Below are 26,771 nucleotides of genomic sequence, written 5' to 3'. Positions count from 1 at the left end.
GTGATGCTAACATCCTACTTAGCCAGCATAAATAAAAGTCCCGAATAGAAAATATCTATTCGGGAACAACTTTACACACACTAAACACCGCTCATCGCAGAGAGAGGGCCACACGCATTTCGCCAACAATGCGAGTATGATTCGCCTTATTTCATGAAACTACTTTCTTACCAATTTCAATTTTTCTAAACCTTCTAAATCCAGGACAATTTCATTGCAACTGTTTATCAAAACAGAAAAAGTGTAGGAGGAGGTACTGGAATTTGTGAATTTGGCAACGACGTTAAGCGAATCTTTGCTCGCTTTCCAGCTTGCCGTGGGGTTATTATAAATACCCAGCAGCACATCTTTATTTTCGGTATAAATGCCGCCAGGTTTAAACTCAACGGTACCCACCTCATCCGAACTTGAAGCCCAAGACGCTGACCATGTCCCCACGAGATTTTCACTAAATATTGGTGGGACGCATTCCTTGGCATGCTTAGTGCAAGAAATGGTTATCAGGAGTAGCAGTAGATTAACTGCAGTGCTTTTAAGCATATACGCTACGTTTAAACCGTATCCAACAACTGACAAAATTCTCAATTAAGATGTCTTAGAAGAATGACATCTTAATTGAGAAATTACGCCATTATTTAGTCACCAATATCTTATGACTGCTGAATGCGCCCGTTTTTTCTTCTATACGAATGACATACATACCAGATATCAAACTTTTCAAATCAACAGAGCTTTCAGGCGTTTTTCCAGATTTGTATACACTTACCCCTTTTGCGTCGAAAATCTGTATTTCAGCAATTTTGTCAAAATCGGCCGATTTTATCATCAACTTGTCCGATACAGGATTAGGATATAAAGTAAATTTGGACCTGGCTCCAAAATTCAAAGCCTGAATTTGGCTAAATGCGCTGCTTCCATCCAAATCGATCATACGCAAGCGGTACAGATTGCTACCTTCCAAGGGGTTACTGTCACTTGAATTGTATTCAACTAAGTTCAAGCTCTGTCCCTTCGCCGATACTTTATCGATCGTTTCCCATGCTTTGCCATCAGCGCTTCTCTCGACATCGAATCTGTCGCTATTGATCTCTTCCGATGTTTTCCAGGTGAGTTGTGCTACCTTGCCTTCTTTTGTCGCAGTGAAAGAGATTAACTTCACGGGTAACGGAAAGGTGTTTTTCGCCATTTTAAAAGGTCTTTTTAACAACGGTGCAGCGGTATTAGTCCATGAACTGCCAGCCGAATTTGCATTTGGTCTTGGAGTTGCTGGATCGCTTTGATCAACTGGACCCGAAAAATTGATAGTAAAGCTGGCTAGTTTGACGAAAGTGATATTGTTCAAGTCTGTTCCAAAATCCGACCTCTCGAGCGTAAGTCCCACTTCCGTCTGTCCCGCTGGTGGATTACCCGGAACGTTAGTCTGAACAGCGGCAACACCATTTGTGTAATTTGGCACACCTACACCCGATCCGCCAGTGATCGTCACTCCCGCTGGTAATTTGAGATCCAGTCGAATGTTATACGCAGTCCACGATCCATTTTCAGTACCGCCGTAAGGTAAATTTTGTGCATCTCCTACATCTCCTTTAGCCTCAAGATCAAACGACCAGCTCAAACCATCAGCGGCTACTTTGCGATTTGTGAAGTCCAATATGATCGCTTGAGATTTGACCTGTTGAAATATGGCTGTAAAAAACAGTAGCAGGGTTAATAATTCTAAAAATTTTTTCATGATTGATTATTAATAGTTGGTTAAAATTGAAAAGTATCCAGCGTTAAATCCATTTCTTTGAATTGCTACATCGGTATTGTCTACAACTCCATCGAGATTTAGATCTTTATTTGTGTAGATATCAAAGTCACCCTTGTTGAAGGCAATTCTTAGCACAGTGACGTCAGTATTGTCTACGACCTGATCGCTGAAACTATCCCCGGCGATCATCGTCCAGATTCCATTTTGTTGGATCATCTGATCGGGTACCGAACCGTCATTGAACGCTTTGTTTAAACCATTTGTAAAATCATAGCTTATGGAGCCGGCCGCAAATGCAAAAGGATTACTCATGATTCCTATGTGATTGCGATGTTTTACAGCCACTTGCACATTGCCAGCCTGTGGCGCAAATGAAGGAACTGCGCCGTTAACATCTACCAAACTGCCATCCGTTTTAAGAAGCAAACTTTTCGCTTCCAGGATGATTGAGGGATTTGCTGCACTCCGTATTTCAACTTGGACCCAGTCAACAATAGAACCGGCTACCCCAGTTTTATTGCCAATATTAGGATAAACAGCTCCGCCATTGTAAGGATCATTCGCAGGTAACAATCCTAGGAATTCTCCAAAATAGTTTTGCAAATCATTACGCATCGTAGTGCCAACAGTGGGCATAGAACCCTGCAAGGCAACTTTTATTCCCAGCTGTACCCCGCAAGGGTTGATGGTGACGTTAACTAAATCGGGAGAATTATCGGTATTAAAGCAGTTATCTTCATCACCCTTCTGGAACACGTAGTAAGTTTTACCTTGCTGGACAATAGGAGGATTAGGTATGGGTGATCCAGTATGATTTGGGTTGTCATACCAAACTATTATTCCCGCGTATTCGGTAGGCGGTAAGGCCAATGCGTTGTTCAAGTCGACAGTTGTCGCCGGGCAGGTGTTTGTCAATGCGTTAGTAGCAAGCGCAGTTTGAATCGTATACTTGGCCGTGGTCACTTTACTTTTGGAATCATCGGTGTTAAAGCACTGATTCACCTCGTCATAGAAAAATGCGTAATATACACCTGGCCCCACAGATTCGGGAGTGATCACCTTATTGGCCGGCGTATGTGCTGGGTCGGTATACCAGACCACAGTTGCCCCAGCAGGTGCTTGTCCCTGGACAAAGACCTGTGTAAGATTCCAAACTGGGTTGGTGCAGAAACGCTGTGATTCCTGATTGACCAATGTGACCTCTGTTGTGCCGGCATTACAATCCACACAAGCTTTATTCACAACAGTGATTTTCGCAATAGAATTGTCCGTATTATAGCAACCGTATGTCGGGTCGTAATAAAAAGCATAATATACTCCTACACCCACAGCGGTTGGATCATTAACCTTGTTGGCTGCTGAGTGTATGGGATCAGTAAACCATTCTAGAAAAGAGCCAGCTGGTGGTATGCCTGGGCTCGAATTATTCAGATTTACAGTTGGTCCTCCGCCACAACCAATATTGATTTCGCCAGGCCCGACAAGTACAACCTGATTTGTGCCGGCAGTACAGCAATTTGCTGTATTCACAACTACCTTTGATTGTGAGTTATCCGTATTATAGCAATCGCTTCCGGCAAAGTAGAAAAATGCATAATAAGTTCCAGGAGGCGCCATTGCCGGGTTCGCCACCGGCGCGTTCGCGTGATTCGCATTGGTATACCACCTTATGATAGACCCAACAGGTTGAAAACCCATAAACAACGTATTCAGGTTAATTGTATTACCTGGGCAAGTTGCATTCGCATTTGTCACACTCAGCCCAACTTGTATTGGCGCATAGATGGTAATTTTTGCGTCAGAGTTATCGGTATTATAACAGTTGTTAAGTGCATCATAGAAAAATGCATAATAAGTCCCAACAGATACTGACGTCGGATCGGCCACTGTGGGAAGTGTATGTGTGGGATTATTAAACCAAACCAAAGACATTCCCGCGGGTAACGAGCCAGCGAAGGCAGAATTCAGATTAAAAGTAGAATTGGTACATTTTAAATCTATCAGTGTTTCTCCGCTCAACGTAACCGCCGGAGGTGGACTGACAACCACTTTTGCGGTTGAAAAATCAGTATTATAGCAGTCAGCTGCAGCGTCATAAAAGAATGCATAATAAGTTCCAGCGGGCACAGATGCTGGATTAGCAACCTGGTTACCAGGGGTATGCGACTCGTCTGTAAACCATACCAAGGTGGTTCCGCTGGGGACGATTCCCTTGAAAATTTTAATCAAGTTAACGGTTGAAGAAGGGCAGTTTAATATAGGCTGCGTATTTCCTGCTAAAACAACCTGATCCGTTCCTGCAACACAACAGCTACCAATCGTAACAACAACAAAAGCCGTCGAATGTCCGGTATTGAAGCAATTGTTGACTGGGTCATAGAAAAAGGCATAGTATGTTCCCGATTTGTCTACATTAATTTTAGTCTGTCCATTGACACCAGATTCTGCAATGAGCGTTCCAGGGTCGTGGCTAGCTGTACTGTAAAATACAAGTGTAGACCCAGCGGGAACAACTCCCTGAAATAACGGCTTAAGATCTACTATTTTTGATGGACAGATGTTCTTAAGTTTATTAGTGGTCAGAGTAACCTGACTCGTTCCTGCGTTACATGGCGGACAGGCTGTTATCGTAACAGTAACCACCGCAGTCGAGTTATCAGTATTATAGCAGTCGTTATTGTAATCATAGTAAAAGGCATAATATGATCCTTCCCCAACGGCAGAACTAAAAACCGGGATACCGGAATGAGACGGATTACTGAACCACCTCAAAACAGTTCCTATCGGTTCATTACCGACAAAGGCATTGTTCAGATTAACAGTAGTCGTGGGGCAAACCGCTTTAAGAGTTGACGTATTGAGCAATACCTGCTGGCTCCCTGCATTGCACTGTGGAGGACAGGTTGTAACAATCACATCCACATAGGCAGTTGAATTATTAGTATTGAAACATTCATTGACCGCATCATAAAAAAAAGCATAATAAGTACCCGAGGTGTTTACACTAATCATACCGGTTACCCCATTTTCAGCAATTAATGTACCTGGTTGATGATCGGGAGTACTATAAAATACCAAGCTTGAGCCGGAAGGGGCCACTCCACTGAATAGTTGTTTGAGGTCTACGGTCAGGGATGGGCAGACATTTTTAAGCTTATGTGCGTTCAGGACGACCTGATCAGTACCAGCATTACAACAATCTTTGAAAAAAACGGTGACCAAGGCAGATGAGTTGTCCGTATTAAAACAATTGTTTACCTTATCATAGAAAAAGGCATAGTAAATAGTTCCAGAACTGACGGCTGATGGAGATGAAACCGCTGAGCCAGAATGAGTCGGATTATCGTACCACACAAGCGTAGTCCCCGCTGGGGCGCTGGCACCATTACCATTGAAGGCATAATTAAGGTTTATAGTTTTTGAGGGGCAGTTGTTTGTAAGAAATGTGCTGAATAGGCTCACCTGATTTATACCAGCGTTACATGCCTTTATTGCATCCGAGCCGATATCAATACCGACAAGAGAATTATTTGCAGTGCTACCTCTAAATGTCAATTTCGCTGACGACGCGGTGGCTGTAAACTCAATGGTATTTGTAATCCATTTGCCAAGATTACTTTGAGCAGCTGAAAAACTAGTTGACTGTGTTGCCGTTGCTCCATTTGACAGTTCAATAGTCAGCAAATCGCCATAGGTTGCTAGGTTAGTTTTTGCTGATATGACGGAATATTTCAACTTATATTTTTTTCCCGAAACTAGGCCGGTGATTGTCGTGGATGCGGTTCCTTGATCAGAAGCATCGTTGACTTTGTAAGCAGTTAAAAACGTTCCGGAAGAAGCACCTTGAACAGAGGGAGGAGTAGGAACGGAAGGAACCCAGTTATCAGTCCCCGCCATAAGCTGCGTTGAGGATACACTTGTGATTCCGGTGACCTTCGTCCACCCAGGAGGGGCGCAAACAGCGCAAGTACTCCCTCCTCCCGTTGGGGAAATACTTTGAGCTTGAAGGAAACTACAAAATATGAAGATAAATGATGCTATGAATAGAAATATCTTTTTCATAATTAGTGCGTTTAAAAGTTGACATTTTCATAGTTGGAAGAAGGTAGATGTTCATCTTGTTTAGAAGCATTTGGTAAAGTTGTCGTGCATTTTGAATGTCGTTTGTCGTCGCGTTGTCGTTTCCATAGTTCCTCATGTTTTAGAGTAAAGACTGATTTTTTGATTTGCGACAAATGTGGCCTTCCAAGCCTTACTTCGGACAATCCGATGAACCATCGTTGGAAACCAATTATTCATCGGTATAGCGAATCCGCTACTGAGTAGTAATCATACACTAACTCGGTATAGTTTTGCGAACTAATTTGTCATGCCATTGGACTATTGCGATCAGCGAGAGCCTGCCTGCCAAATACCCCAGCCAAGCAGGCTAATATGAAGTGAACGATAATGTATATACGTTAATGAAAACTATAAAATAACGAGGCGCTTTTGGTTTTTAACTTGCTGCTAAAAAATACCTTTAAACGGCGATCTGTTACCGTTTGAAAATTCATTCCCGCCGAAAAAAAAGTTTCTTCCAAAATCTCTTCAAGGACTGCCTAGTTTTTGGTAACAATGAAAATGGCCGACTTTATATTGAATTCAATGCCCGTTTTCCAAGCTTCGAGTATCCTGTTGCCCGGTGACTGGCTGAAGGCACCGATTTTCTGCGATACCTGAAAAATGATACCTCAATTGGCCAGTCAAATGGCGCGATCTTGGCTCTGGAAAGCCATTTCTTATTGTGGTATATGTTCAAAAAATGCAAATACTGTAATACGATTAGTTTGTTACTACCACTAAAAAATGTGGAAGGCCACGTAACTTAATTCGAATGAGAGTACGAAAAAGGACCACTTAGCAAAAAGATTTCTTTAACATAAACAGCATTTTGATACGAATGGCACGAACAAAAAGGTGCACAGCATTAACAGAACTTTCAACTTTCTCACATATTACTCTACAAACGTTATGATAAAGGCCCTAATAATCGATGATGAACAGAAGGCTCGCAACGTACTGAACCATTACTTAACCAATTTTATTTCGGAGGAAATTTTTGTCAGGCAGGCCGACTCGGTGAGCGAGGCGCTGCTCATTCTTGAAAACTACACGCCCGATATCGTGTTTCTCGACGTGGAAATGCCGCATCAGAATGGCTTCGACTTCCTGATCGCCCGTGACAATCCTTCCTATGACATTGTATTCATCACGGCTTACAACAAATATGCGATCCAGGCAATTCGGTTCAGTGCATTAGATTACCTGCTCAAACCTGTTGATCCAGACGAGCTGCGTTGCGCTGTTGACCGTCATATCGAAAAATTTAAACAGAAATCTTCCCAGGACAATCAAAGACAGCTTTACGAGAACCTCATTAAGAACATTGAAAAAAAGGATGTCAAGGATTTCAGGCTGGCAGTCCCCTCCAGTGCAGGGGTCTACTTCTTTAATCTGGATGATATTTTGCGTCTGGAAGCGGACAAAAATTATACTTCCATTCATCTGATCGGAAAGAGGCCCTTTCTCTCAAGCAAAACACTTAAACATTTTGATGACATGCTGACCGAATTTAATTTCATCCGCACACATAAATCACACCTGGTTAATCCCCGGCACATCAAGCAGGTCAGTCACAATAACCAATACATACTGCTCTCTGACGGGTCCCAGATCGAGATTTCAAGACGCAAGAAGGATGTGGTGCAACAATACCTGAACATGAGGTAGTTAATCATCAAAACTACCCGACCTGCTGTTTGAATATCCTCGCAAGTGCTTCCATCGGGTCTCCACAAAAACCTGAATGCACTTTCGAGGTCTGAATCACCGTGCTGCGGGTTGCCGTAAGCCAACGAAAACGCGAAGAAAGTGGCAAAGCTCCGATTATGCCACCCTCTTTGCGTCCCTTGCAAACCCTTTCCAGCGCATTTAAGTAAACCATCATTTCCGCATGATCAATGCCGTCAGAAAATGCACATAACCGGGTTTTATCTTCCTCAAACAGGACCTGTAGAAAGTTCTGTCCGGGGCAGTACAAAATCACCCCGATATTCATAAACTCTTCGCGCTCCACCCTGGGCACAACGCGAACGATCGCGTACTCAAATAAGTGCTTCCCTTGCATCCCTGGCTCCTTTTACAAATATTTCCGATACTGAGAGACGGGTCTCCAAAAATTCGGCGTACGCATTGCGGTGGTCTTCAAAAGATTCGAAGGGAGAATCTTTCAGCAACCATTCATCCGGTATCAGGTTCACTATTTCCCTGATCACCTCGGGAGTAAGCGCTGTCCTGAATTCGCTGTTGATTTCTTCCATATGATCGGCCTGCCACAACAGAACGTGGTCTTTGACCTGCACAAAGGATTTTTTCGCCTGTTCAAGCCAATGATCCCACGAGTGGTGAAAATAGAGAGATGCGCCATGGTCTATGAGCCAGAGCTCTTTATGCCACATCAGCATATTCGTATTTCTGGCGGTACGATCCACATTGGTCAGCAAACTGTCCAGCCACACGATCTGAGAAGCTAGCCGACTTTCCAACCGGGTGACCAGCGGGTCAAAGGTCACGGAACCGGACAGATAATGTACTGCCAGATTAAGTCCGGTACTTGCCTTTAGCAGATCCTGAATTTCTTCATCCGGTTCGGTCCTTCCAAAAGCTTCGTCTAATTCGCCGAATACAATTTCCGGGACCCGCAGTCCGAGAAACCTGGCGAGCTCCCCTCCTATCAATTCGGCAATCAGCGCCTTCTGCCCTTGCCCAGCGCCCCGAAATTTCAAAACATACAAAAAATCGTCGTCGGCCTCTACAATCGCCGGCAAAGACCCGCCTTCCCGAAGTGGCGTCAGGTACCTTGTCACATTGACATTCCGAAGAGGGGAAATCTTCAATCTCATTTGATCTTTTGTTTAATCAGCAGCCAAGTTAGTGAAACTGCAAAAACTTTAATGCTGTTTACACGTTCCGCAACTTATAAAAGGCATAAACGGACGGTGCCGTCCATCATGAACGAGACTGTAACGACCAGATAATCTATTACGCGGTATATTTTGCTTTTTGCGGCGTATCCTACTTGATCATTAACCTGAAATAATATCCCAGCGGCATGTAATATCCATTTCGAACAGGATACCTATGTTGCCAAAACATGCCGTTTTATCGCTCATTGATGTCCGACTCCGGTTATTAATCTGGTTTTTCCAAGCCTCGAAAGTTAAAAGGCTTTAAAGACGACTTTATTCCCCGAAGTAAGATTGATATTTTTAACAGACCCCGTTCCCTGGAAACCAAAGGAAATCCCCAGAATCCTGATTTTCCTTTTGGGTAAAGGGAATTCAAAGGCCAGCTTTTCATTGATATAGTATCGGATTTTATGTCCCGAACTTCGACAGGAAACGCGCACCCAATCTGAAAAATCAACCCCCAAAACCGAGAGGTCCGACTTTTTGCCAGAAACAAAATCATCGACACTTCGAATGTTCAACTCCGACACACAGCCCTTGATCGAAAGAGGGATCATGATGGGAATGTCGTCCGTGAAAAGCGCGACGTAGGAAAACTGACAGGCGCCGGCACCTTCATCAAATTCATTTTTCACCTCTGCACTAAACGCAAAATTGTCAAGCGCTACCGGATCGAAATTACCCACGTTGAAATACCGGGTGAAGGGCGGCTGCGGCTGCAGATCAATGTTGTTCTTTCTGATCAGGTCTATCGGTATGCGGAGCATGTGATCCTCCATAAACTGTTCCTTCTTGATATAAACCGGAATCTTTGCCCCCCCAACAGCCGCCATCCATCCATTCGATGGCACCACAAGCTGATGTTCTTTCACCACTTGTTCGCCGACAAACAGTTTGGCAGTATACACACCGGGTTCATAATAAACCGCTGTATGGCTATGCAGATTTTTATCGACCCGAGTCCGGGTACGCATATCCCAGGACTGCTGAATAAAAACCGAATCAGTGGGAGAAGCCGAAGCGTCGTAAGTGAATATCACCGAATTGGGAATCCCTCTTGTAACCGGCCTGCTCCCGAATGAATAGGCTTTGCGATTAAAAGACTGGACTTTTTTGAAAGCGAGTATGCAAAAAAAAGCCACTGCCAAAATTAGTAATAGTGGCCAGATGAGTTTTGCCGCCTGACCGTCGTGGTCACGACTGAAAATCTGTGCCGGTTGCGCAGGAATGGCTTCAGGATGGGACTGCTGCTGCTTTACAAAAGAACGCCAATCCTGGTAACCGGCAAATTTGGCCAGCGTACTCAAAGTGGTACCACTTGGCAAGTGGTTATACTCTACCCTGCCCCATATCCTGCGAAGCGTGCTCAAACTAAGCGAAACGCCTGTTCTTTCGAGGATCAGCTGGCTCAGATTTTCAAAATCAGCGGTTTGCCAGCTTTCGCTGGAGCCCCAATCGAGGTTTTTCTCAATTATTCCTTTGCATCGCTGCAATTCACTTAAATCAGAAGCCATTATTTTTCCAAAATCCTCATTTTAAGCATTAAACTAATTGCAAACATGCAAAAAAATAAACTGTTTATTCAGCTTTGTGCCAATGGGATCGCGGATTTGCAGGGTTTAAACAGAAATAGAAAAAACGGGTGGTACCTGCACAAACCACCGCTTATCATTAAAAGTATCACCCGTATTATATGTATTAAAAGACATAATAGTACTTATTGCCTGTACCGATTATGCGTTTGTCAAAACGATTTTGCCAAATTGCTTTCCTTCATGCATATAATCGAGCGCTTCCTGGGCATATTCCAAACCAGGATAAACCTTGTCAATCACGGGCCTGACCTTGTGTTTTTCGGTAAAGGCTAGCATAGCCGCGAAATCCGCCAAGGTCCCCATTGTCGTACCGAGGATCGACAGGTTTCTCCAATACACTTTATTGGGAACAATATTGCCGATCGCACCGTCTGTTCCGCCGAAAAATACGATCCGCCCACCAGGCCTAGCGACTTCAATCAAACTACCAAATCCATTTCCCGAAGCACTGTCGATGATCACATCAAAACCGCCGGAGACTTCCTTTGCCTTTTTGAACCAGGAGTCGGCTTTGTAGCTAAATCCCTCCCTGGCGCCGAGCTGTTTAGCCTTCTCGATCTTTTCCCGCGAGCCTGAAGTGACATATACTTCCGCCCCGGCCGCAATGGCGTATTGTAATGCAAGTAAAGCAGTGCCGGCCCCAATACCTGTTACCAGGACTTTTTCACCGGATTGCAATCCAGCTCTTGTAAAAAGGGCCCTGTAAGTGGTCACCCCGGCGAGTGGCAATGCTGCCGCTTCAACGTCGGTCAAGTGAGCCGGCTTTAGGTGCACGTATCTGGCATCCACCGCAATGTATTCAGCAAAAGTGCCTTGTTCGGGATTGCCCAGAATTTTGAAATTGTCGCCGAAGGCGGCGGGATTATTGCCCCAATCATGGCTGGGGTTAATGATCACTTCTTTTCCTGCCCAGTTTGGATCAACATTCGGTCCGGTTTCAGCAACCGTACCAAATCCGTCCGATCCGAGTATAAGCCCGGACTTAGGACCGGCATATTTGCCTTTTTGTATCCACACATCCCGATGGTTCAATGCGGAATAAGCTAGCCTGATGAGAACCTGATCTGGACCGGGGATGGGTTTACTTACTTCTTTGATGACGAGCGGTTCGTCGGTGCCTGTTAAGAATGCTGCTTTCATGATTTCTGATGAATGATTGAACATTGCAAAGTTGTACTGGAAAATGGCTACTTTCGCTGTACAATTTTTCCTTCTTCCGGTAAATTAATTGCAATATGAAAGAAAATCTTCACGAGCCGTTCGAGATTGTCTATAAAGAACTGGACGAATGCCCCAAGTCACACCATCAGCATCATTTCTTCGAGCTGGTTTACATCATGGGGGGAACGGGTACTCAGGTGATCAATCACAATGCTTTTCAATATAAGCCGGGGCACATGTTCCTGATCACCCCGGAAGATACCCATTCCTTTGATATTGAAACGACGACCCATTTTTTCTTCATTCGCTTCAACGACGTTTATCTCAAAAAAAACAACGCATTGATCAGCGATTCCCAAAGGAAAGACTTTTTGCAAAGACTGGAATTTATCCTGCAGAATGCCAACCACCAGCCCGGCTGCATTCTGAAAAACCAAGCCGATAAAAGCATTATCCGACCACTGGTCGAAGCGATCATTAGGGAATATATAAACCGTGACCTTTACAACCGAGAGCTGATCCAGCAATACGTGAATACAATGATTATCCTGGTAGCCAGGAACATAGCTATGTATCTCCCTGCGCAGATCAACGCGTGTACCGAGGAGAAGGCGCTGGATATCCTGCAATACATCCAGCAGCATATTTACCATCCTGAGAAAATTAAAGCTGGCTGTATCAGCAGACATTTCGGGATATCCGAATCTTACCTCGGCCGCTATTTTAAGAAACATACGAATGAGACGATGCAGGAATATATCGTGAACTCGCGCCTCAAACTAATCGAAACACGATTGCTGCACAGCGATATGCGGATCAATGAAATTGCGAGCGAACTCTCTTTTACCGACGAAAGCCACTTGAACCGGTTTTTCAAGAAAAGTAAGGGAGTGAGCCTGGGAGCATTTCGCCGAAATCACAGAATCACGACCAAAGTCTAACCGCCTGGAATAATATTTGTTGATTTAAAGTAAAATCAGGACAAGTCCGTCATCAACAACTAAAACCAGTAAATCATGAAAGCGTTTCAATCTCTTATTGTAATAGGGCTGCTCCTTGCACCCGCGTTCACTTTTGCCCAAAAAGGAAAATCCAGCGAGCGGGTTTACGAGAAAAAAATGTCCATTCGCAAGGCCACGACCGATACTTCCGATGTTACAGCCATTCTGAAAGATTCGTCCAATGCCGAAACCGGGCCTATTTTGAACGACAATGGCACAGTAACTTCAACTGGTACGGTAGATGGAAGCAGAAGTAGTACCGGCCGGCCGGATGCAGATACCGCCACAACATACACTGTTAAAAAAACCATCAGAACCGTAAATCCCGGTGAGGCCCCCAAAGCGGGCACGACCCAAAAACGCAAAAAGCCCTGATTAACAACATATGTACCCTTTCCTGATCTTTTCGCATTCCATTATCAGGTGGCTTGTGGTAACTTCTCTTTTTCTTGCAATCTACCAGGGCGCCTGGGGCTGGTTCGGCAACAGGCACTTCTCAAAGCGGGACGATGCGATCAGGCACATTACCGCAACCTTCTCACACATTCAATTGACGATCGGGTACTTACTGTATTTTAACAGTCCGTTTATCGCCTACTTTCTTTCGCATTTTAAGGAGGCGGCCAAGCAGTTTGATTTCATGTTCTTTGGGATCATCCATATTTCGCTGATGACCGTTGCGGTCATTCTGATCACAATTGGGTCTTCAGCGGCAAAACGAAAAGAGGGCGACCTCGCCAAGTTCAGAACGATGACCATTTTCTACGTGATCGCAGCATTGATCATCCTGATAGCCATTCCCTGGCCCTTCTCCCCTCTTTCGGCCAGACCGTATTTCAGAGGTTTTTAAGTTGGTGCCTTCCAAAGGTTCTATGTCATTTCTCCGAAAGCATTTTTGAAAATTTCAGATTTTCTGTTTTATAATCACCCCAGCCCGTCCATATTTGTTCCAGGTCCAGGTTCTTGCCATCATACCGACTGACTCTATAATACCAGTTTCGCGGCGGGCAGTCGCTATTGCCATCGATCCGTCGTTTGTCTTTGACGAGAAAAGACTTCTGATCCAGCCAGTAAAGCATTAAAGTGTCCGGGCTGGAACAGGTAATTTCATTCCTCCAGACGATCTCCTTATCGCTGAAAAACTCGAATCCGGCGCAACTCGTCTTTTTCAATATAAACCGTCCCCTGACAATTTGTGAAAAATCCTGTGTTGGCCCTCCTGTGATTCCGATCTTGTTATTCGGAAGCGAATCGAGTGCGAAATGATCTGTTTCGCTCATCCAAAAGGTCATAAGCAGCAATGATGGGAGATACTTCATATTCGGTTGGATCAATGAGGTTAAGTCAGCTATTTCCCAGAATGTAATGCCTGGCCTCATCCTGCGTCATAGCCGAAAAATTACGGTAACGTTCATGCACAGCAATGATTTCCTCCATAGCCGCAGCTACCAGTTGTCTGTTGTCCCAGTGTTTCAAATAAGCTACTACCGTTTGCAGGCAACCTTTTTTGTAACTGATTTGGCCTATCACGTGGACCAATGTGTTTCTGACCCTTGCGGTTTTGTCATATTGAAATTCCTTCAGTAAGGGCAGGATATCCTGAGGATATTTCCGGCCGCGCAGCTCGATCCCATGACAGATTTCCCTTCTGATTTCCTTGTCTGGATGATGCAAATATTCCCGCGCCCAGGCCAGGACCGGCTTCGGATTTGATTCGCCCATCTTCTTAACGGACCCAATTACAGCGTTACGTGGCGAATGGTGTTCGTCAAAAAGTCCCTGGTCAAAAAATCGCCTGACCACTTCAAAATGCGTTTTGCCAATTTCACCAGCCGCATTGATCACAGTTTGTCTGACCTTAAAATCCGGCGAGGCGATCAGTCCGCTGAGCATACCGAGAATAGGCTCCCGGAGATTCTCATCTGATGCATAAAGACGCCCCATAGACAAGTATCCCGCTTTTCTGATATAAGTATCGTCGTCACCAAAATGGGAGGCCGTCCTCAGCGGGAAAGAGCTTTCTAGCTCTTTACGAAGGTCTGCTTTGATAGTCTCAACGAGTTCCAGCCTGCCTTGTTTGGATAAATCATAAAAAGCCATAGGAATATGCTTACAGATTATTCAAAAAAATCCCGCCCTGAGCGTAGGGCGGGATTAAGGTTAGGTTAACGTTGAGTAAATCGAATTTCTGATAGGCGGGTTTACTGTATGTACCAAGTATTACTACGCTAGTATCATTTACGACTATCGAAAATTCAGATTTTTTTCAGATTTTTCCTCGTATTTCTAAAAATATCTTTCAACTTTCTGATATACTGACACTTGTTATTTTTTTTGTTGTGATAAAAAAGTAACCAGGGAAGCAAATTCCTGATACGACAGCTCGTTGGCCAGTCCCGGGGGCATCATTGAATTCTCCATTTCCTGCCTGGAAGTGATGTCCGACATCTTAAAAGTATACACAGCGCCAGTAATATCTCTTAGAACTAATTTTTCAGCCGACTCTTCCGAAACAAAGCCTATATAGCTCTGCTTGTCTTTAGTTGTGATCAAAACCGAAGCAAATCCCTGCGAGATAGACGCACTTGGTTTAAGTATCGATTCCGCAATCTGCTCGCGGTTCATGATCGAACCAATTTGTCCCATATAAGGGCCTTTTAGCGGACCACTTTTGGTGATGCTATGACAGGCCACGCATCCTTGCCTGGTAAAAAGTGTTTTGCCCAACGCGGGATCGCCCTCTATTTTTGCTATCGCAAGCATCACGTCTTCGATAGAATTATCGCCAACCTGCCCCTTCTTGTTCTGTATCTTAGTCAGGTCGATTTTCTGTTCCGTTTTTTCAATGACAATTTCTTCTCCACCAAATTCGTCGATTCCCATACGCTGACGACCGTTGAGTTCTGCGAAAAATTTCTTGCCGTTCTCGTCGGCTTTACTCCATTCCTGCATCAGCAGACTTTTGATTGCGTCGGACGACTTCCAGGTAATGGCTTTATAATAGGGCCCGTGCGTATCTGGCCGGGTGCTCCACCACCAGGAGCCGTCATAGGGTGCTTCTTCCTTGTAAAGCCTTCCCAACGTTGTCAAAATCCGTTTTTTTAATTCTTCGTCCTTTGCATTCCCATAAGCCGCGATCAGTCCCGAAACGGCTCTTGGGTCATGCATATAACGCAAAGCCCAAAGTGCGATGGTGGAATTTTCGGTACCCACAGCTTGCACACAAGCGTCCACGGCATGGATAGCCACCAATGCGCGTACTGCCAAATGCGGCGGGACAATGGCCGAATTCGGCGTTGCGTGCGGGCCCTCGGTCCCTTTCGCGGGAGATACAAACGACGATGGGACCTTTACCGCAAGTAATGCAGGCGCGGCTTCCATACGCCCTAGTCTTCCCAAGCCCACAGTCGCAACGGTCTGTACGCGGGGGTTTGCATCTTTCATTCCCCTGAGAAATGGCTCGATCGGCACTTTATCCAGATTAGGCATTCTGTCGGCTAATGCACGCAGTGCAAACTCCCGCACGTCGTTGTCGTCCGTCAATTTTACCAGATTGGAAATTCCGTCTTTTCCTGCTGCCTGTCCGTAAGTGAAAATACCGGCAGCCCTTACGTACAATGGAAGACTGTTATCCGATGCGATTGCCCAGGAAGCCTTTGCTGCGTTCTTTGCCGAGCGCGCAAGCATTTCCTGCTGTGCAGCCAGCCGCTGAACAGCGCTCTCAGATTTCAGAAGGTTGGCCAAATCTTTGTCAGAAGACTTTTTTGTGTCTTTAAATGCCTTATACTGCCAGGTTTTGGGCACTGCACGTACGACAAAACCCTTATTGGGGTTGCCAGAATATCCTGCGCCGTCCCAGGCTGCCAGATACATCCGGCCAGACGCATCGACGTCCAGATCGGTCACCTGCGCGAGCTTGATAAATTCTTCTTCTTTTTGGGTAAATGTAGGGCCGTCAGGTGTTACGCGGTGTATATATACCTGGCTTCTGCCCCAATCGGCCATCATGGGTACTCTGTTGTATTTGGCAGGCCAGGTAGGGTCGTCCATAAACAATGAACCAGTACCGGAACCGCCACCCAGATCGATCAACGCAGGGATAATTTCTTCGGTAAAGTTTTTGAACAAAACAGGATAGCCGTACTCGCCAGATTGGATCTGGTTGCTAAAACGGATGTTCCAGCCACCGCCGTCATTGGTATTATCGCGCGTAAAAATGTTCATGTAGGGATCAATGGCAACATCATAAATATTACGCATACCGTGGGTATAAACCTCCATTTCGGTGCCATCTGGCCTTACCCTCACAATCCCGCCACCGAGTTGGGTCAGCTTTTTTCCTGAACGGTCTACCGCCTCGTGGAACCCGAAGTCCCCGACCGCAATGTAAATCCAGCCGTCGATACCCATGCGTATCCCGTTGGTAGCATGATCTGTACCACGGCTTTGCAGGAACACGGGGTTACTCACTCCTACGATCAAAGGTTTCGAAGGGCCGTCAGCTACACCGTCATGGTTTTTATCTTCGAAAACTACCAGGTCCATACCGGAGGCTTTACCGGTTTCCTTGGAAAATGTGGTATGCAGCACAAAAAGCTGATCGCCCATTGAAATGATGCCGCGCGGATCATCCACCATCGCAAATGTGGTGTTTTGATCTACTTTCCCGTCATTGTCCGTGTCAACCAGCCTCACAATGCTTCCCTTTCCGGGATCTTTTCCAAGCGAACCGATCATATCAACACCCACATACACTTCCCCGGTTGCCGCCACCGCAAGGCAGGCAGGACTTGGAGTAAGGGAGGGGCCTGCAAAAGGAGTGACACTTAACTCTGGCGGCCAGCCAGAAGCATTAGGCAAAGAGTCGGGCCTGGAGACAATGGTCTTGCCTGCGGGTTTTTCAGGACGTCCCAGGTTCATACCATTCCAAAAAACAAGCAGAAAGGCTGAAAAGAGGCTGAGCGTGATTTTTAACATAATTAGTAGATACAGTCAAAACCGATATAATCGGCGCAGTGGATAAAGGTACTCGGATATTTAAACTGGAAAATAAGTGATAACTACTCTAATTTGGCCCAAACGGCCACTATTTTTCGTCAGCAACAGTAAACTGCATCCATTTTTTACGACTCCGGGATTGTCCGGCCCCTGAACATTTTGTCCGCATTCGAACAGTTCATCTCAGCAAAATCCTTCCTCATTCCCTGGAAACAACGTTTTCTAATACTGGCATTCTATTTGTTATACATTTACAGAAATAATGGATAACGGTCAGCTTTTAGTCCGATACCTGTTGGCATCAGGTTATTCATGCGTTTGAAATCAAAAGCTAACTGCCAAAAAAGCTAACAGCTAAGCAATGAAAGGCACCTATCTAGGCGAGTTTGAGGAGATCGTTTTACTGGCCGTCGCGATTCTCGCAGGGGACGCTTATGGAGCAGCAATCACGAATGAAATAGAACAACAGATGGGCAGGTCGGTCAACCTCGGAGCAGTGCACGCCTCTTTGCACCGGTTGGAGGAAAAGGGACTGCTCAATTCGCGCATGGGCGGGGCTACCGCGGAAAGGGGCGGCAGGAGCAAACGGCTTTTTACTGTTACGATGGCTGGTACCAGGGCGTTGGACAGCATCCGGGAAATACGTAATAAGATGTGGGACGCCATTCCAAAACCAGCCTGATCATGAAACAAAAAAAACGTCTAACACCCCCTATGTGGGCCAGCCGGGTGCTGCATTTCTTATGCGCTTTCCAATCCGTGAAGGACATGGACGGTGACACGATATCGGATGGTGGGTATTTGCAATCGCCGCGCTCATGAACCCGGTACAAGCCTGAGAAGCGAATAACTATGAAAAATAACCGTTATATCAATCCGCCAAAATGGCCCAATCGCCTTTTGCGACTCTTCTGTGCCCCACATTTAGTGGAGGAGCTCGAGGGGGATCTGGAAGAATTGTATGATCAGCGTGTTGCATCAGGAGATGTCGGCAAGGCCCGGATCCGCTATGTAATCGACGTACTGAGCATGATCCGCCCGTTTGCATTTAAAAAAGAAATGAGCAAGTATCCCCAACCTTCTATTTTTCAACCATCAATGATCCAGAATTATTTCAAAATTGCCTTGCGCAACATGTGGAAAAACAAAGCTTTTTCCTTCGTTAATTTGACCGGCCTCGTGGTTGGCATCACGGCCTGTCTGCTGATTTTGCAATATGTAAGTTTCGAGCTGAGTTTCGACCAGTTTCATCAGGATGCCGACAGGATCTACAGGGTTACCAACGACCGGTTCCAGCAGGGAAAGCTCATCCAGCACGGTACCATCACCTACCCAACCATTGGCACCACGATGGCAAAGGATTTCAGTGAAGTCGAAGCCTACACAACCGTATCCAATGCCGGGACTTTCAAGCTGCAAAAAGACAAGAAGATCTATGAAGCCAAGGGATTGTATGCCGATGATCATTTCTTATCTTTTTTCACGTTTCCGTTGCTAGCAGGAAACGCGCAAACCGCATTAAAAGCACCCAATTCCATTGTACTCTCCGAATCGGACGCCAAAAAGATTTTCAACGCTCAGCCCAGAGATTATCCGGCCCTGATCGGGCAGACCATCCTGATCGATCTGGACACGGAACCCTATCAGATTACGGGTATCATGAAGGATTTCCCCGCGACTTCGCACCTGCAATACAGCGTGCTGATGTCCTATGAAACATTGGTGCGTATCTGGGGGGATTGGGTGAAAACCAGTTGGGACGGATCTGATATGTGGCATTACCTCAAACTAAAGCCCGGTGTGCAGGCGGCCAGCCTGGAAAAGAAATTTCCCGCATTTAGCCAGCGGTATTTCAAAGGCGACAAAGTATCCGGAAGCGTTGAGAAATTCTATTTGCAGCCGCTCAATAAGGCGCACCTTTTCTCGGATTATGAGTATGAAATCGGGAAAGTGAACAATGGTAAGGCGGTATGGACCATGCTGATCATCGCCGCATTTATTCTTGTCATTGCCTGGATCAATTACATCAATCTTTCTACTGCGCGCTCGCTGGAACGTGCCAAAGAAGTAGGTGTCAGAAAGGTAGCGGGAGCGACTTCGCGACAGTTGATCTGGCAGTTTCTCTCCGAATCGATCCTTTTGAATTTAATGGCATTGGTATTGTCGCTGGGTTTGACAAGAATATTGCAACCAGTACTTAATAAGCTGATTGAAAAACCCTTGTCATTTTCACTATTGACCGGACAGGGGTATGGCGGCGCCACAATGGCCCTGGTTTTGGCTACCACATTTGTACTCGGCATTCTTTTGTCGGGATTTTATCCGGCATTCGCTTTGTCTGCTTTTAAGGCGATCAGTGTTTTGAAAGGAAGTTTCAAAAGATCTGCAAAGGGTATTTGGGTCCGTCAGTCCCTGGTTGTCTTTCAGTACACGGCGTCGATGGTTTTGATAGTAGGTACGTTCATTGTTTTCAAACAACTGGAATTTATGCGGAATGAAAACCTCGGCTTTAATATGGAGCAAATGCTGGTACTGCGCGGGCCGGAGCTTACCCGCTGGGACTCCACTTCCATCGACCGCATCAATAGCTTTAAAGCCGAACTAAAACGGTATCCGCAGATCAAGGCCGCAAGCTCTTCCAGTAATCTTTTTGGCAACCGCCTTTCGAGGAGTTTCAACATCAAAAGACTGGGTTCCAACGAGGAAAAAGGTGTTACGTTTAGCCGTATGCCGGTCGACCTTGACTTTTTTGACACCTATCAGATCAAAATGCTGGCAGGGCGTAATTTCATCCCAACGGATTCGGACCCGGACGGCAACAAAGTTAAAAATGTGGTTCTGAACCTTTCTGCTGCGAAATTGCTAGGCTTCAAAGACGCTGAATCCGCCGTAGGCCAGAAATTTTCGCATTATCAAAAAGAATGGGAGATCATTGGTATAGTCAGTGATTTCCACCAGCAATCGCTGAAACATGCGATAGAACCAATCGTTTTCGCACCATTTTATACGCTTGGAGGGTTTTATTCATTAAAAATAGCTACGCCGGATGTCGAAAAAACGGTTCAGCTCGTCAAGCAAAAATACCTTGACTTCTTCCCTGGAAACGATTTTGACTATTTTTTTATGGACGAGCATTTTAATGAACAATATAAAGACGACCGTATTTTCGGGCAGATATCCAGTTTCTTCTCGCTACTGGCTGTAATGATCGCTTCGCTGGGTATTTTCGGGCTTTCCTCCTACACCATTGCGCAGCGTACCAAGGAGATCGGTGTGAGAAAAGTGCTCGGCGCAACGGTAGGCAGTATTGTAGCCCTACTTTCACAAGACTTTCTGAAGCTGGTGCTAATCGCTATTGTAATCGGCTCACCTATTGCCTGGTATGGCGTACGTCAGTGGCTGGACGATTTTGCTTATAAAATTGATATCGAATGGTGGATGTTCGTGGTCGCGGGGCTTCTGGCAGTGATCATTGCATTTGCAACGGTAAGTTCACAAGCGATGAAAGCGGCGCTGACGAATCCCGCGAAATCGTTAAAGTCTGAGTAATGAAGTGTTATTGTTATCCATCGGCTAAAACCGACGGGAATTGAGTATCACACTTGCCGTAGGTTTTAACCGACGGGAAGTGTTAAGTGAATAGTTCTGCCAGTAAACAAGGCACCGCATCTGCCTTTTCAAATCATTGTGCTAATGATCTTAACTGTGCCTGTCATGACCAATTCGAAATATCAGTTTGTAAAAACACTTCCCAGAAGAAACTTCCTGGCCGGTTCGCTAAAAGCATCCGCCATGCTTACATTGCTGCCGGAGCTGGTCATCGGCAAAAACACATATGCTCCCGTCAAGTCCTGGACGGTACAGCAGATTATGGACCTTGTCATGAAGGAGGGCAACCTTTCGCCTATCCCCAATACAGTCGATACTTTAAAGTCCGGAAGCGCTGGGCAGAACGTAACCGGCATCGTCACCACGATGTTTGCGACAGTTGCCGTAATTGAAGAAGCAGTCAAGCGCAATGCCAATTTTATGATAGCGCATGAACCCACATTTTACAATCACAGGGATGATCCGGATTGGGTCAAAAACAATCAGATCGTCAAGAAGAAGCAAGACCTGCTCGAAAAGCATAAGATTGCAGTCTGGCGTTTTCACGATTACTGCCATTCTTTGAAACCCGACGCAGTCAGCTATGGTGTCGCGAAAAAGGCAAACTGGGCGCCCTATTATAAAACCGGGTCAAGGATACTGACGATTCCCTCTATTGGACTTGGTGATCTGGTCAAGCATCTCAAAACCTCGCTGGGCATTAGGCAATTGCGGGTAATCGGGGATCTGGATCAAAAATGTGAGCGGATTGCATTGCTGCCGGGCGCCTCCGGCGGGGTTTCGCATGTGTCGGTAGTTGAAGCCGAAAAGCCGGATGTCCTGATCGTGGGCGAAGTATCGGAATGGGAAACGGCCGAATATATTCGTGACGGCCGAATATTGGGCGCAAAAACGGCATTGATCATCCTGGGGCACTCGGTCAGCGAGGAACCGGGGATGGATTATTTCGCGGGCTGGCTACAACCAAAGATCCCCGACCTGAAGGTTACCCACATTGCGTCCGGGGATCCTTTTAAGTGGCTCTGATACCATTGTTGGTGTTGTCACCGACAACAAGCACCATCAGGTATCAAGATAAAAGGTTGCCGGTGACAACACCGGCAACGGCATCCAGTAGACTGTTCACACACCTCAACCGCCCTACGCCTCGTCCGCTCAGTGTGATCTTTACGCAATCATACCATGCGGGTCAATCACGAACTTCTTGGCAGCGCCTTTGTCAAAATCTTGATAGCCCCGCGGTGCATCCTGCAAGGTGATCACTTCCACGTTAACGGCTTTTGCGATTTTGATCTTGTCATATAAAATAGCATTCATCAATTGCCGGTGATATTTCATCACAGGGCATTGTCCTGTATAAAATGAATGCGACTTGGCCCAGCCCAATCCTATGCGGATGCTCAGGCTGCCTTCCTGGGCTGCCTTGTCTTTTGCGCCGGGATCTCCGGTTACATAGAGGCCGGGTATACCAATAGCGCCACCAGCCCGGGTTACCGCCATGGCCGTATTCAATACTGTAGCTGGTCTTTCTTCTGTAGCATGTGCGCCATGCCCCCTTGCCTCAAAACCTACACAATCCACAAAGCAATCTACTTCGGGGACGCCAATGATGGCTTCAATGGCCTGCTCCAATGGTGTATCCTTGGCCAGGTCAATCACCTCACAGCCAAAGCTTTTTGCCTGGTCGAGCCTTTCCTGAATCATGTCGCCCACAATCACTACCGCCGCCCCTAATAAGTGGCAGGAAGCCGCGCAGGCCAACCCAACCGGACCGGCACCTGCCACATACACAATAGAACCAGGGCCCACCCCGGCAGTTACTGCGCCGTGATAACCAGTAGGGAAAATATCAGATAATAAAGTGAGGTCTTTGATATAAGCCATTCCCTGATCTTTGTCGGGGAATTTGAGCAGATTAAAATCGGCATACGGCACCATTACATACTCTGCCTGCCCTCCTACCCATCCGCCCATATCCACGTAGCCATACGCGGCCCCCGGGCGTGATGGATTCACATTCAAGCAAATACCGGTGCGGCCCTCCTTACAATTCCGGCATCTGCCGCAGGCGATATTGAAAGGTACGGATACCAAATCGCCCACCTTGATGAATTCCACATCGCGGCCCGCCTCGAGCACAATACCGGTAATCTCATGACCCAGAACTAAGCCAGCCGGGGCGGTTGTACGTCCGCGTACCATGTGCTGGTCACTGCCGCAAATGTTGGTAGAAACGATTTTCAGGATCACGCCGTGTTCGCACTTTCGGTTGCCCAGGGCAAGTTTCGGATATTCGATTTCCTGCACTTCCACTTCGCCTGGCTTGATGTAAGCTACTCCATGATTTTGACACATATCTGTAAAATTTAAGGGATTAGTATAGATCGAAGTACACCAATACTCAATTTTACTCTAATTTGTCTTTAAAAAATTCAATGTTTCACGGTATTACCATCTAAATCCCAGAAAGAAACCTTACAATTTTCGGTCGAGAAACGCCCCTCCCAGGGAGTTGGGGGTCAAACCTTCACCCCCAGAATAATTCCGGTCGCCCAAACCTGTTTCGTCAAAACCAGGTCATTCCGGCTTTCGAGGTAATCAATGAGATTGCGGGCTTTGATATCGTGACCTTCCGGCCAATTGGGCTGAGGCAGCATATCGTCGATAATGTAAAAACCGCCGGGTTTGACCATATCCAGCACTTCGTCCAGTAACAAATATTTCCCATGCCAGGTATCGGCAAATATGTAGTCGAATTTCTGCCCGATGTTACGCTCAACCCAATCGGCACCGTCGCTGTGCACCAGCGATAACCGGGAATCACCTCCCAGATAGTAATCCGCTATTTTCAAAAAAGCCTCATCAAAGTCTATTGAAACCAGGCTGGAGTTTTGATCCATCCCGTCGAGTATCCATGCAGTGGAAAGACCTGTGCCTGTACCAAGCTCCAGAAAACGGCCGCCAGGTTTGGAAGCAGCCAGGGTTTTTAATAAAGAACAAGTGTAAATATCCGACGCCATCGTAAAGCCCGACTCTCTGGTTGCTTCGTCGATCGCCCGGTAAGCCTTCGGTAACGGTTGGTTGATGTCTTGTGTCATGGAATACGGCTGATATGTTCGTAATGGTGGTGGGGTCAGAATTTGTAAACATAGTACCTGCGCATCAGACGACAAGCAAGGGCAGCGGATTTACCGATTAATAAATAGGACTTAGCTACTTTGTCCCTATCCAATGCAAGGTATCCTCAAAATAATTAAATTTGGAACGGTATATAACACGTACCGCATGTCATATCCTACCAACGTCCAATACACATCATGATGAAAAAGAATTTTCTACAATCCGTTTCCGCTTACCTGCTGCTCCTCTTTGGCGTTCTCGCCTGTACCGACCACGAAATTCCTGAGGAACCGATCCCCGAACCCACTGCTCTTGTTGCAACTCCCTTTGCAGGCGGCTTACGCGCTCCAATCGGCATGGTTGTCGATGATTGGGGACAGCTATGGATTACCGAAGCCGGTACAGGGCAAAACGATGGCGCACTGGTGATGATTACGCCAGCCGGCGTTAAAACCACCGTGCTAAGCGGATTTTCGTCCTCTGTTAGCCCGGAGGGCGGACCTGAGGGGCTGGCTCACATGTACTATGACAAAGGGACGCTTTATCTGCTGCATGGCGTGGAAGCTACACTTTACACGATCAACGTATCTAATTTCAAATCGGGTGATCCTGAGATGGCCCTTAATCTTATTCCAAAACAGGATATAGGTATTTATGTAAAATCCCTGAACCTCACCGACCCACTGAATTCCGACCCCTATAGCCTTGCTAAGGGCCCGGATGGCCATCTTTACATTGCAGACGCCGGTGCCAATGCCATTATCAAGCGTGATAAAGACACACATGCGTTGAGCCTGTTTGCCAAAATCCCCGGCCCCTCGGCGATGGTGGACGGGGTACCTACTGGTATCGTGTTCGATGGAACGAAGTTTCTGGTAAGCCAGCTAACAGGCTTCCCATTCGCTCCGGGGTCTGCAAAAGTACTCCAGGTTGCCCTGGATGGTACGGTAAGCGACTACAAAACCGGCTTCACCACACTTACCCATTTAACACTGACTGCAAATAAAAAGCCATTATTGCTTCATTTCGGCGATTTCGCACTTCCTGGCGGCTTTACACCGTTTACGGGCTCTGTATTAAATGAAGATGGCGCTGTTTTAATAGGTGGGCTGATGATGCCGACAGACATCAAACGCAGTGGCAACAAGACATTCTATGTTCAGAGCTACGCATTGGGAACTGTCCAAAAATTGACCTACTAAGTCCTCACAATCATAAAAAAGCGCCATTCCGAGACAGGGATGGCGCTTTTTTCATGCGGTCCACGTCAAAAGGGCCGCCTTCCACGACCCTCCGCCTCTTCGGGATTGACAACCATGGGCGGCGGATTGTCGGGCATTTTATCACCCAATAATTTACCCCACGGCTTTAATTCATCGATCCGGTCGAAAATGATTTTCATCACAGCCGCAAACGGGATCGACAAAAACATTCCGCTCACACCCCAAAGGGTACCGCCGAGCAACACGATCAAAATAGATATCAATGCATTGACGGACACCTTAGACGATACGATCCTTGGGACAATGATGTTGTTATCTGCAAACTGGATCAAAGTGTAGGCTCCTATAATGAGCAGCGGCGTGGTAAAACCATCTTTGGTAATGAAAGAAATCAATACGGGTAAAATGATGGCTATCAGTCCGCCAATATAAGGTATCAGGTTCAAAATCGCACCGATGACGCCGAGCAGCAACGCGTATTTGACCCCCAGAATTAATAGTGCCGTAGAATTGAGCGCCGCTATGATGGTTGTTTCGATCATCAGGCCCACGATGTAGCTCTGCACCGCTCCTTTCGTTTCCTGCAGGATTTCGGCTACACGATCCGAGTTATGCTCATCAAAGACTTCGAATATAAAGTTCAGGATCAGCGGCTTGTAGAACAGTAAGAGAAAGATATAAAGTGGGATCAGGACGAAAAAGCTGACAATGCCGAAGACCGTATTTAACGTTTTGCCGACATAAGTTTTTCCGCTGTTCATGGCTTCGTTTAAAGCGTCGTTGACCATACTTGTCTGCTTCTCGTCGGAAACATTAAATTTGACCGAAAGCCAGGATTGCAGATCGTGAACCAACGACACCGTCTTGGTTTTCAACTGGGGCAGCATTTCGCCAAACTGCACGATTTGAGAAGAGAGAAAGAACATAATACCCGCCACCACCAGCACGGCCAGCAAAATGGTACACACAATCGCAACTATTTTATTAAAATTCCATCTTTGGAAACGATTGTAAACCGGGTTCAGCAGTATCGAAATAAGTCCTGCAAATGCAAACGGGACGATGATATCCTGCAAAAGGTAGAGAAAATAAAAAAACAGGTACAAACCGATCAGGGTCATGGGCGCCTTGATGTAAAACGGATATTCCTGTTCCGTGGAAAGGCCAATAGAGCCGGGCGTTTTTGTTTCTTTAGGTTTGGTGGAGAAAATTCCCATACGATTGTGTCAGGTTAAAATAAGGACTTACTTTTCGTGGATGGCCCGCATTTTTTAGGAAGCCGGTACGCAACACGATATAAT

At 46.2% G+C, this 26,771-nt stretch carries 21 protein-coding genes; 8 read left to right on the top strand and 13 right to left on the bottom strand.

Annotated elements, in window-relative coordinates; translation table 11 throughout:
• Positions 1-159: 159 nt before the first annotated feature.
• The 3 genes from AC1XUF_RS02075 to AC1XUF_RS02065 all read right to left on the bottom strand — a co-directional run bounded on the left by AC1XUF_RS02075 (position 160) and on the right by AC1XUF_RS02065 (position 5,815).
• The gene (locus tag AC1XUF_RS02075; RefSeq protein ID WP_483339986.1) at positions 160-540 is read right to left on the bottom strand and encodes a hypothetical protein; all 381 of its coding nucleotides are present in this window, start codon (positions 538-540) and stop codon (positions 160-162) included.
• A 91-nt stretch (positions 541-631) separates the two neighbouring features.
• Positions 632-1,732, bottom strand: coding sequence for a T9SS type A sorting domain-containing protein (locus tag AC1XUF_RS02070; protein ID WP_483339985.1), 1,101 nt, complete (start codon positions 1,730-1,732; stop codon positions 632-634).
• A 9-nt stretch (positions 1,733-1,741) separates the two neighbouring features.
• The gene (locus tag AC1XUF_RS02065) at positions 1,742-5,815 is read right to left on the bottom strand and encodes a hypothetical protein (protein WP_483339984.1); all 4,074 of its coding nucleotides are present in this window, start codon (positions 5,813-5,815) and stop codon (positions 1,742-1,744) included.
• A 951-nt stretch (positions 5,816-6,766) separates the two neighbouring features.
• On the opposite strand from AC1XUF_RS02065, the gene AC1XUF_RS02060 reads away from it, so the two are divergent.
• Entirely contained in the window at positions 6,767-7,525 is a 759-nt protein-coding gene (locus AC1XUF_RS02060; protein WP_483339983.1) for a LytR/AlgR family response regulator transcription factor, read from the top strand.
• Positions 7,526-7,538: 13 nt separating this feature from the next.
• Here AC1XUF_RS02060 and AC1XUF_RS02055 read toward each other — a convergent pair whose 3' ends face one another.
• The 4 genes from AC1XUF_RS02055 to AC1XUF_RS02040 all read right to left on the bottom strand — a co-directional run bounded on the left by AC1XUF_RS02055 (position 7,539) and on the right by AC1XUF_RS02040 (position 11,498).
• Positions 7,539-7,922, bottom strand: coding sequence for a DUF3037 domain-containing protein (locus AC1XUF_RS02055; RefSeq protein ID WP_483339982.1), 384 nt, complete (start codon positions 7,920-7,922; stop codon positions 7,539-7,541).
• The gene (locus AC1XUF_RS02050) at positions 7,900-8,697 is read right to left on the bottom strand and encodes a HipA family kinase (RefSeq protein ID WP_483339981.1); all 798 of its coding nucleotides are present in this window, start codon (positions 8,695-8,697) and stop codon (positions 7,900-7,902) included. The genes AC1XUF_RS02055 and AC1XUF_RS02050 overlap by 23 nt, the downstream gene beginning before the upstream one ends.
• A gap of 317 nt (positions 8,698-9,014) precedes the next feature.
• Positions 9,015-10,277, bottom strand: a complete 1,263-nt coding sequence (locus AC1XUF_RS02045) for a hypothetical protein (protein ID WP_483339980.1) — start codon at positions 10,275-10,277, stop codon at positions 9,015-9,017.
• A gap of 219 nt (positions 10,278-10,496) precedes the next feature.
• Positions 10,497-11,498 (bottom strand): zinc-binding dehydrogenase, encoded by a 1,002-nt coding sequence (locus AC1XUF_RS02040; protein WP_483339979.1) that lies wholly within the window; start codon positions 11,496-11,498, stop codon positions 10,497-10,499.
• A gap of 95 nt (positions 11,499-11,593) precedes the next feature.
• On the opposite strand from AC1XUF_RS02040, the gene AC1XUF_RS02035 reads away from it, so the two are divergent.
• The 3 genes from AC1XUF_RS02035 (at position 11,594) to AC1XUF_RS02025 (ending at position 13,370) form a co-directional block, all read left to right on the top strand.
• On the top strand, positions 11,594-12,460 hold the full coding sequence (locus AC1XUF_RS02035) for an AraC family transcriptional regulator (RefSeq protein WP_483339978.1): 867 nt from the start codon (positions 11,594-11,596) through the stop codon (positions 12,458-12,460).
• A 75-nt stretch (positions 12,461-12,535) separates the two neighbouring features.
• Positions 12,536-12,895 (top strand): hypothetical protein, encoded by a 360-nt coding sequence (locus tag AC1XUF_RS02030; RefSeq protein WP_483339977.1) that lies wholly within the window; start codon positions 12,536-12,538, stop codon positions 12,893-12,895.
• Between the two features lie 10 nt (positions 12,896-12,905).
• Positions 12,906-13,370, top strand: coding sequence for a hypothetical protein (locus tag AC1XUF_RS02025; protein ID WP_483339976.1), 465 nt, complete (start codon positions 12,906-12,908; stop codon positions 13,368-13,370).
• Positions 13,371-13,395: 25 nt separating this feature from the next.
• Here the strand turns inward: AC1XUF_RS02025 and AC1XUF_RS02020 are convergent, their stop codons facing one another.
• The 3 genes from AC1XUF_RS02020 to AC1XUF_RS02010 form a co-directional block, all read right to left on the bottom strand.
• Positions 13,396-13,839 carry a hypothetical protein gene (locus AC1XUF_RS02020; RefSeq protein ID WP_483339975.1) on the bottom strand — a complete coding sequence of 148 codons (444 nt, stop codon included), beginning with the start codon at positions 13,837-13,839 and terminating at the stop codon, positions 13,396-13,398.
• Positions 13,840-13,864: 25 nt separating this feature from the next.
• Positions 13,865-14,620: a HEAT repeat domain-containing protein gene (locus AC1XUF_RS02015; protein WP_483339974.1), complete on the bottom strand. Its 756-nt coding sequence runs from the start codon at positions 14,618-14,620 to the stop codon at positions 13,865-13,867.
• Positions 14,621-14,845: 225 nt separating this feature from the next.
• Positions 14,846-17,497, bottom strand: coding sequence for a DUF7133 domain-containing protein (locus tag AC1XUF_RS02010; protein WP_483339973.1), 2,652 nt, complete (start codon positions 17,495-17,497; stop codon positions 14,846-14,848).
• A 382-nt stretch (positions 17,498-17,879) separates the two neighbouring features.
• Between AC1XUF_RS02010 and AC1XUF_RS02005 the strand changes: the two genes are divergently transcribed.
• The 3 genes from AC1XUF_RS02005 (at position 17,880) to AC1XUF_RS01995 (ending at position 22,153) form a co-directional block, all read left to right on the top strand.
• Positions 17,880-18,200: a PadR family transcriptional regulator gene (locus AC1XUF_RS02005; RefSeq protein ID WP_483339972.1), complete on the top strand. Its 321-nt coding sequence runs from the start codon at positions 17,880-17,882 to the stop codon at positions 18,198-18,200.
• A gap of 170 nt (positions 18,201-18,370) precedes the next feature.
• Positions 18,371-21,067: an ABC transporter permease gene (locus AC1XUF_RS02000; RefSeq protein WP_483339971.1), complete on the top strand. Its 2,697-nt coding sequence runs from the start codon at positions 18,371-18,373 to the stop codon at positions 21,065-21,067.
• Between the two features lie 165 nt (positions 21,068-21,232).
• A complete protein-coding gene (locus AC1XUF_RS01995) occupies positions 21,233-22,153 on the top strand; it encodes a Nif3-like dinuclear metal center hexameric protein (RefSeq protein ID WP_483339969.1) in 921 nt (306 codons plus the stop codon).
• 141 nt (positions 22,154-22,294) lie between these two features.
• On the opposite strand, the gene fdhA is transcribed toward AC1XUF_RS01995, so the two are convergent.
• Both fdhA and AC1XUF_RS01985 read right to left on the bottom strand, forming a co-directional pair.
• Positions 22,295-23,482, bottom strand: a complete 1,188-nt coding sequence (gene fdhA, locus AC1XUF_RS01990; RefSeq protein ID WP_483339967.1) for a formaldehyde dehydrogenase, glutathione-independent — start codon at positions 23,480-23,482, stop codon at positions 22,295-22,297.
• Positions 23,483-23,646: 164 nt separating this feature from the next.
• Positions 23,647-24,225 carry an O-methyltransferase gene (locus tag AC1XUF_RS01985; RefSeq protein WP_483339965.1) on the bottom strand — a complete coding sequence of 193 codons (579 nt, stop codon included), beginning with the start codon at positions 24,223-24,225 and terminating at the stop codon, positions 23,647-23,649.
• A 219-nt stretch (positions 24,226-24,444) separates the two neighbouring features.
• On the opposite strand from AC1XUF_RS01985, the gene AC1XUF_RS01980 reads away from it, so the two are divergent.
• Positions 24,445-25,449: a ScyD/ScyE family protein gene (locus AC1XUF_RS01980; protein ID WP_483339963.1), complete on the top strand. Its 1,005-nt coding sequence runs from the start codon at positions 24,445-24,447 to the stop codon at positions 25,447-25,449.
• Positions 25,450-25,514: 65 nt separating this feature from the next.
• Here the strand turns inward: AC1XUF_RS01980 and AC1XUF_RS01975 are convergent, their stop codons facing one another.
• The gene (locus tag AC1XUF_RS01975; RefSeq protein ID WP_483339961.1) at positions 25,515-26,687 is read right to left on the bottom strand and encodes an AI-2E family transporter; all 1,173 of its coding nucleotides are present in this window, start codon (positions 26,685-26,687) and stop codon (positions 25,515-25,517) included.
• Positions 26,688-26,771 lie beyond the last annotated feature (84 nt).

The sequence above is a fragment of the Dyadobacter sp. HNCC25DJ185 genome, assembly GCF_056895195.1.
The sequence above is the reverse complement of the archived record's forward strand: the minus strand, read 5'-3'. Positions and strand labels throughout refer to the sequence as shown.

Excerpts from the sequence above, each read along its gene's own strand:
- AC1XUF_RS02075 (WP_483339986.1), bottom strand. The coding sequence starts at position 540 with ATGCTTAAAAGCACTGCAGTTAATCTACTGCTACTCCTGATAACCATT.
- AC1XUF_RS02070 (WP_483339985.1), bottom strand. The coding sequence starts at position 1,732 with ATGAAAAAATTTTTAGAATTATTAACCCTGCTACTGTTTTTTACAGCC.
- AC1XUF_RS02065 (WP_483339984.1), bottom strand. The coding sequence starts at position 5,815 with ATGAAAAAGATATTTCTATTCATAGCATCATTTATCTTCATATTTTGT.
- AC1XUF_RS02060 (WP_483339983.1), top strand. The coding sequence starts at position 6,767 with ATGATAAAGGCCCTAATAATCGATGATGAACAGAAGGCTCGCAACGTA.
- AC1XUF_RS02055 (WP_483339982.1), bottom strand. The coding sequence starts at position 7,922 with ATGCAAGGGAAGCACTTATTTGAGTACGCGATCGTTCGCGTTGTGCCC.
- AC1XUF_RS02050 (WP_483339981.1), bottom strand. The coding sequence starts at position 8,697 with ATGAGATTGAAGATTTCCCCTCTTCGGAATGTCAATGTGACAAGGTAC.
- AC1XUF_RS02045 (WP_483339980.1), bottom strand. The coding sequence starts at position 10,277 with ATGGCTTCTGATTTAAGTGAATTGCAGCGATGCAAAGGAATAATTGAG.
- AC1XUF_RS02040 (WP_483339979.1), bottom strand. The coding sequence starts at position 11,498 with ATGAAAGCAGCATTCTTAACAGGCACCGACGAACCGCTCGTCATCAAA.
- AC1XUF_RS02035 (WP_483339978.1), top strand. The coding sequence starts at position 11,594 with ATGAAAGAAAATCTTCACGAGCCGTTCGAGATTGTCTATAAAGAACTG.
- AC1XUF_RS02030 (WP_483339977.1), top strand. The coding sequence starts at position 12,536 with ATGAAAGCGTTTCAATCTCTTATTGTAATAGGGCTGCTCCTTGCACCC.
- AC1XUF_RS02025 (WP_483339976.1), top strand. The coding sequence starts at position 12,906 with ATGTACCCTTTCCTGATCTTTTCGCATTCCATTATCAGGTGGCTTGTG.
- AC1XUF_RS02020 (WP_483339975.1), bottom strand. The coding sequence starts at position 13,839 with ATGAAGTATCTCCCATCATTGCTGCTTATGACCTTTTGGATGAGCGAA.
- AC1XUF_RS02015 (WP_483339974.1), bottom strand. The coding sequence starts at position 14,620 with ATGGCTTTTTATGATTTATCCAAACAAGGCAGGCTGGAACTCGTTGAG.
- AC1XUF_RS02010 (WP_483339973.1), bottom strand. The coding sequence starts at position 17,497 with ATGTTAAAAATCACGCTCAGCCTCTTTTCAGCCTTTCTGCTTGTTTTT.
- AC1XUF_RS02005 (WP_483339972.1), top strand. The coding sequence starts at position 17,880 with ATGAAAGGCACCTATCTAGGCGAGTTTGAGGAGATCGTTTTACTGGCC.
- AC1XUF_RS02000 (WP_483339971.1), top strand. The coding sequence starts at position 18,371 with ATGAAAAATAACCGTTATATCAATCCGCCAAAATGGCCCAATCGCCTT.
- AC1XUF_RS01995 (WP_483339969.1), top strand. The coding sequence starts at position 21,233 with ATGACCAATTCGAAATATCAGTTTGTAAAAACACTTCCCAGAAGAAAC.
- fdhA (WP_483339967.1), bottom strand. The coding sequence starts at position 23,482 with ATGTGTCAAAATCATGGAGTAGCTTACATCAAGCCAGGCGAAGTGGAA.
- AC1XUF_RS01985 (WP_483339965.1), bottom strand. The coding sequence starts at position 24,225 with ATGACACAAGACATCAACCAACCGTTACCGAAGGCTTACCGGGCGATC.
- AC1XUF_RS01980 (WP_483339963.1), top strand. The coding sequence starts at position 24,445 with ATGATGAAAAAGAATTTTCTACAATCCGTTTCCGCTTACCTGCTGCTC.
- AC1XUF_RS01975 (WP_483339961.1), bottom strand. The coding sequence starts at position 26,687 with ATGGGAATTTTCTCCACCAAACCTAAAGAAACAAAAACGCCCGGCTCT.